Origin of the sequence: Undibacterium sp. RTI2.2, assembly GCF_035018705.1 — a bacterium.
GTDB lineage: Bacteria > Pseudomonadota > Gammaproteobacteria > Burkholderiales > Burkholderiaceae_D > Undibacterium.
This window is the reverse complement of the sequence record NZ_JASJXN010000082.1, coordinates 1-6,107: the sequence shown is the minus strand read 5'-3', so window position 1 is coordinate 6,107 and position 6,107 is coordinate 1. Positions and strand designations below refer to the sequence as shown.

General features: G+C 54.3%; 5 protein-coding genes. All 5 read left to right on the top strand.

From position 1 onward, the window contains the following. The first annotated feature begins 349 nt into the window (after positions 1–349). The 5 genes from QN395_RS20815 to QN395_RS20795 all read left to right on the top strand — a co-directional run bounded on the left by QN395_RS20815 (position 350) and on the right by QN395_RS20795 (position 5,965). Positions 350–1,123 carry a hypothetical protein gene (locus tag QN395_RS20815; protein WP_323492959.1) on the top strand — a complete coding sequence of 258 codons (774 nt, stop codon included), beginning with the start codon at positions 350–352 and terminating at the stop codon, positions 1,121–1,123. A 79-nt stretch (positions 1,124–1,202) separates the two neighbouring features. After that, on the top strand, positions 1,203–2,486 hold the full coding sequence (locus tag QN395_RS20810) for a pyridoxal phosphate-dependent aminotransferase (protein ID WP_322121771.1): 1,284 nt from the start codon (positions 1,203–1,205) through the stop codon (positions 2,484–2,486). Then, entirely contained in the window at positions 2,486–4,174 is a 1,689-nt protein-coding gene (locus QN395_RS20805; RefSeq protein ID WP_322121838.1) for an FAD/NAD(P)-binding protein, read from the top strand. Before QN395_RS20810 ends, QN395_RS20805 begins: the two co-directional genes overlap by 1 nt. A 3-nt stretch (positions 4,175–4,177) precedes the next feature. Then, entirely contained in the window at positions 4,178–4,723 is a 546-nt protein-coding gene (locus QN395_RS20800) for a cupin domain-containing protein (protein WP_322121770.1), read from the top strand. Positions 4,724–4,747: 24 nt separating this feature from the next. Then, positions 4,748–5,965 (top strand): MFS transporter, encoded by a 1,218-nt coding sequence (locus tag QN395_RS20795; RefSeq protein WP_323492958.1) that lies wholly within the window; start codon positions 4,748–4,750, stop codon positions 5,963–5,965. The last annotated feature ends 142 nt before the right edge of the window (positions 5,966–6,107 follow it).

Below are 6,107 nucleotides of genomic sequence, written 5' to 3'. Positions count from 1 at the left end.
AATCCGCTCTGTTTAATGATAGGCGGAATCCGTCTGCCAAGACTCCGTCTTGGGTTCGCTATTGCGACAGAACCCTGCGTAAAGCCCATATAAACGACGATTTTCTTAAACAACGACTGGTTTAGCCGACAGTAAGGCCGCGCTGTTGTCACGAATGACCGCTGTCATGGCTTGCCCTAGCCGCTGCTCGATCACTGGCTTCCATGGAGCTACGGTCTGAATAGTTTATCAATTGCCAACATAATTTAACAATATTTAATAGTTAGTGATTTCCACATACATTATTTTTTACCAACGATATAAAATCTACAACTCTAACCCACTCAATATTGGACAAAACCAAGGAGAAATGATGCAGCAACAGTTATTGAGCTATATGAACGAACTGGCAGACCATCCAGTCTTCACCAACGACTATTTCAAACTTTTGAAAGAAACCAAGTTAACGCCGACACTGTTTGCGATTCATCGGGCGAATTTTTTCTATCGGACGATGGCTACTGTAATCGGCATCGCCCACATCTGCGGCCACGCGGCGAAAGAACACGACCAAGACACTCTAATCTTGTTTTCGTATATTCTCAACGAGGAATGCGGTGATGGTAAAAAATCGCATTGCCACGAGTTACTTATGGAAAATTCGCATAATCTGTATGGTCAGTTCGAGTTTGACCTGCCTGCGTTGAAAGTCAGGGACTTGGAAGGTCGCCGCGATGGCACGCGCAACGATAAAGCATTCGCGCTGGTGATAGAAGAAACTAAGGATTACCGCTCCAAAGTAAACCAATTGCTGGGAATGAATTATCGAACAATGTTGGGAGTTGCGTACGCCCTTGAAACTCACGCGAGCATCATGCTTACGCATTTCCGTGACGCGTTCGGTGCCAGCCGCCACAATTTGGATCAAAAACGCAACACCCATGACGTCGAGGTTTATTTCAATTGCCATCTCGATAGCGGTGTCGAGGATCGCCACGCCGCAGATGCGCAGCAATGTGTTCTGAATAACTGCTCGTCGGAAGCCGACCTAGCCGATATTATCTATGGTATCGACCAAACGCTAAAGATCCAGCATCACATGTGGAACGGTATGTATCGCCACGCCGCGCAGCTTGCCAATTAAACACCATGGAATGGCCACGTGCGCGGCGAATTGTCTTGCGCCGCGGATGTCTAATGGCCTCTCCCAATGGGATGACAACATGACTAAGCCATTAAATAACGTCTTTTCCCACGCCGCACTCAGCATCGGCGAGTCGATTACTCACGGTATGCGTATGCGCATCGCTCAGTTAAACGAGGGCTATGCAGAACCCGACAAGATCATCGACCTGAGCATCGGTACTCTCGACACGCCCACCGATCTGCGTATCGACCAAGGCGTAATCGACTTCATCAAGAATACCCCGCACCTTATCCACCAGTTCGCTCCCGTCAAGGGATTCGATTTTTTACTCAAGGCTATTGCGCAGCGCGTTGCACGCGTGCACGACGTTACGTATGATCCAGCGACCGAGATCATGGTCACGCCGGGGGGCATCAAGGGCGCCATCGCGGTCGTACTGCATAGTCTGCTGAACTCAGGCGACGAAGTCATCGTGCCGCTGCCCAACTGGCCACACTACGCCGACATGATCCGTCTGCATGGGGGCACCCCCGTGTTTGTCCAGTCCGACGCGCTCATCGAAAAAGGCGTGTCGGCTAACGCCTTGAGTGACGCCATCACCCCCAACACCAAGCTAATCATTCTGGGCGATTGCATCAACCCGACCGGAAAGGTATACACGACGTCGGAATTGCAGGCGTTGGGCGCCGTCGTCGCCAAACACAACATCGATAGAGCAGAGGATGGCTTGGCGCCCATGATAGTTATCTACGACTGCCCGTACGAAGCCCATATCCTCAACGAAAGAGCCAAGGCATTCGCCGCGCTCACGGTCGGCGCCTACCGCATGAGAGATTGTGTAGTCAACGTGACGGGCCCGGGCAAGACGTACGGCATGCACGGCGACCGGATCGGCTATATGTACGCGCCGGACTGGTTCATCGCGGTCGCCGCCAACGTCCAAGTCAACCTCAATTCGTTCGCCGGCACCTACGGCCAGGTGGCCTGCTTCCACGCAATGGAAGAGGCCATGGACGAGGTGGCACATCGCCGAGCGACCCAGGCGCGCAACTGTGCGCTAGAGATGATCGCACTGCTGCGGGCCTGTCAGTTATCAGTACATACACCCCAAGGCGGTTATTTCATCTTCGCTGACCTGTCAACCTATGCGAAGCGATACCAGCAGCTGGGATATACCCATGCAGAACAGTTCCTGTTGCAAGAAGCACGTGTGGCGACCATTTCGGGAGAGCATTTTGCGGAAGGCTATGCCGGGAAAGATCATTATCGGCATTTCGTTAGGATCAATTGCGGAAGGGACAGCGCGGTGCTGACCCGCGCGGCACAGCGCATCAAAATCGCGCTGGACGGCCTGCGTTGATGACGCGCTACTGCATCATTGGCACCGGATTCTCCGGCACCTGCATGCTCTGGCACCTGGTCGACACCTTATGCCGGAGCATCGACAGTGACACCGTCCTGCGAGGTGACATTGTCATCACCACCGTCGAACGCCAGCCGACGAACGGGCCCGGATTTCCATATGGCAGCGACTGCAGCGCACCATACCACCTGTGCAATAACCCGGCAGAAAAAATGTCCTTGTTCGACAATGATTTCCTCGATTGGATGCGGGAACGCCGCGAGCAGATCATCGCTGACCACCCTGAACTGATACTGGCTTCTGATCCAAGCACCCAGCTTGAACAGTGGGAACCAGTCGCAACGGCGTTTTATCCGCGTGCCCTGTTCGGCATGTACCTGTCGAGCCGCTTCAAGCAGGCGAGCGAGCGCGCAGCTGGCCACGGAATATCGGTATGCACTTTCAACGGTCACGAAGCGATCAACGGCGCGACCCGCGACGGCCACTTCGCGTTGACGATCCAATGTCGAACCAGTGGCGCGGTTACCCGCCTCGAGCACCTGGACAAAGTGTTGTTGGCCTCTGGCCATTGGCCCAGCGAACAGTCCAGCACCGCCGTGCTGGCTTCGCCTTACCCCCCGGAAAACATTCATGTCAGTATGTTGGCTTATCAGCAGGCACACCGACAACGGCAACTCACGGTGTATGTCCAAGGCATGGGGCCGAGCGCGGTCGATGCCATCTTGAGCGCGTGTGAACATGGCAGGTTTGTATACGGTGCGGACGGTTTAGCGCGGAGCTTCGAGCCGGACTGGCACTACTTCGGGGTGGAGGACGTCAAGATTATCGCTGGCTCGCGCTCGGGATTCTTCCCCGGCGTGCGTTGGCCTCTTTTGAATGACGAGTTCCGCTATCTGAAAGACAACGCCATCAACGAGCTAAGGCAAAGCAACCACGGGACAGTCCTGCTCGACGACGTGATCGCGCTGATTGACGCCGAATTAGCCGCTGCGAGCGACGGGCGGCTTAGTTTCAACGATGTCGCCGCTCCACCGTTTGCCAGCGCTTACGACAAGCTCTTGACCGAAATCCGCGGCGAACGCAGCGAACGCATAGTCCACGCCATCGTGCTGCGTGCGCGCCGCTTGCGCTTCTATGAGCACTTGAGGGCTGCGGACAAGCTCCGTTACGACAGCCAGTTCGATACTCATTTCATCCGCACCGCCGTGCCGATTCCCCTACAGAACGCGAAGAAACTCGTCGCGCTAGTCGAGGCCGGAGTACTGTCGACGGTACGCCTTGGCTATCAGGAGCAATTCAGTGCTGCGTTCACGATCGGTGGTGACGAAAGAGCGGTTCTGCCCGATATCGTGATCCGATCCCATGGCCACAATTACGACATGCGCCGCCATCCATCCCAACTCATCCGTCATTTGCTGGAAAGTGGTGAGCTGCTGGAATACAGCGAGGACGGCTATCGGACGGGCGGCGTTGCTGCTGCGGAGTCGAGCAGCTTTCGGGTGGCGCACGCAACGATAGCTGGCACGCGCCATTCGGACCATCTGTATTCCTTCGGACCGGTCACGCAGTACTGGCAAAATCAGAACAACTACGCGGCAGCGTTCGTGAATGCCGCTAAGGTGGTCGCGCAGGACTGGGCGATTTTCGCGGCGGCCGATTCAAGTCTAATTCATCAAGGGAGGTGAGCAATGGACTTCAAAGAATTTTCCTTCGCTGGCGATATCCGTGTATGCATCTATAACGTAGGTAGCGAGAACCTAGCCTTTCACCGCCATACGTATATTTCCGATATTACTTATTGCGCCTCTGGGCGTCTGTTGCTAGAACTACCGGAGAGCGGCCAGTCCTGTCTTTTTCATCCGGGTCAGGTCGTGCAGGTGCCCGCCAATACCATTCACCGGGTTTCGCACTGCTCCGAGAACAGCAGCCACTCGCGCTACATCCTAATCCAGATAGGCCGCTTCAGCATCGATTTCGAGCGTGACACGCGCATTTTGCCGGACGGCCACCGAGTCGACCTCAGCGACGTGCGGCTACCGTTTTATATCGGCGACCAACTGGAACAGCTACGCCACATCGCCACCGCGATGCGCGAAAACAGGCCGGCGAACGTGTCTGATTCCGAGTATGCAGACTTGCAAGTCGCGCTCCGCCGCGCCTGGGAGGACGGCCTTACCAGTCCAGACGTCCGCCCGCCTTTGGCCCAGCAACTCTTAGCGCTGGACTGTCACTGAACACATTATTTGCAGGATTATTCTATGAACTCAAATGGCATTCGCCCCCCCCCTGTCATCCTTATGGTATTACTTCTTTTCTCCACCCAGGCATGCACGGATATTTTCCTGTCCGGCTTGCCCCTGATTGCCCGCGAATTCGGCGTATCAATGGACGTGAGCAATCTAACTATCTCAGTCTACAACTACAGCCAAGCGTTCTTCGTGTTGTTTATCGGCGTTGTCAGCGAGTTGTGGGGACGCCGTTCTGTGGTTCTTTCCTGTCTGCTCATACATATCGCCGCCTCGGTCTGGATCGCGCTGTGTACTGCCATGCCTGCCATGATCGCGTTACGAGCCGCGCAGGCACTGGGTAGTGCGGCGGTCTATATCGTCTTAAGGCTGATCATCAAGGATACTATGGACAAGAAGGCGCAGATTCACGCTACCGGCTTGTTGGTAGTCGGACTGGTTCTTTCGCCGATCCTCGCACCGGTATTGGGCGCATGGATCGTGAAAGTCTCCAACTGGCGCAATTGCTTCTGGGCCATCGCACTGTTCGAAATTCCCTTATTCGCATGGGCGTGGGTCGTGATATGCGAGAGTAACCATCGGCAAAAAGAGTTTCGCGCCAACTTCAGCATGAAGACGCATCTCCTGAGTTACTACAGTGTTCTCGAGAACAACTACTTTTTGGGTCTCGCGTTGATTGTCGGCGCCGCGTTTGCCGCTTTCTATGCATTTATCAGCATTTCCAGCTTCATGTACATCAACCAGTATGGGATGAGTGAAACCAACTATGCCTATCTGTTCATCGGTATCGCTCTGGCTTATCTGTTAGGAAATCGTATGATGAGCAAGCTCAACGCGAGCAACGTGACACCGCAGAAGATCGTCGGAATCGGCATTTATACTTCTATGCTGGGCACCTCCGTCATCCTTGCCCAAATGTTTACCCACGACACTATGCTTACCGTCGGCCTGATCACGCTAGGTACTTGCTTACTGCGGCTGGCCACGGCCCTCATCAACCCGCCCGTGCAGGTGATCGTGACGAACTACTTCCGGGACAAAGGGGCCCATGCGTTGGGACTGCTCACATGCATCCAATATTGCTTCGCCGGAATAGGTACTATGGTGGTATCAGATCTGTCGTTCCAACCCAGCGCAAATTTCACGATCAGTACGGTCGGCTTTATCACACTGTCTCTGATGGGCTATCTGTTTGTCTCCAGGAAAACACTAGTTATGCAGCTGAATTAAACCGAAGCACCGTAACAGCAATCGGCGCGACGTCTTACAGATGTGGTCAGCCGTAGTATTCGGATCGGCGTTGGTGCACTTAAAAGTTGAAGTAAAAAGTACCCCAACCCCGATCATTTATGCAGGAACTTTCTGACTACGG

Bases quoted from the DNA above. Each gene is read 5' to 3' on its own strand.
- QN395_RS20815 (WP_323492959.1), top strand. From the start codon at position 350: ATGATGCAGCAACAGTTATTGAGCTATATGAACGAACTGGCAGACCAT.
- QN395_RS20810 (WP_322121771.1), top strand. From the start codon at position 1,203: ATGACTAAGCCATTAAATAACGTCTTTTCCCACGCCGCACTCAGCATC.
- QN395_RS20805 (WP_322121838.1), top strand. From the start codon at position 2,486: ATGACGCGCTACTGCATCATTGGCACCGGATTCTCCGGCACCTGCATG.
- QN395_RS20800 (WP_322121770.1), top strand. From the start codon at position 4,178: ATGGACTTCAAAGAATTTTCCTTCGCTGGCGATATCCGTGTATGCATC.
- QN395_RS20795 (WP_323492958.1), top strand. From the start codon at position 4,748: ATGAACTCAAATGGCATTCGCCCCCCCCCTGTCATCCTTATGGTATTA.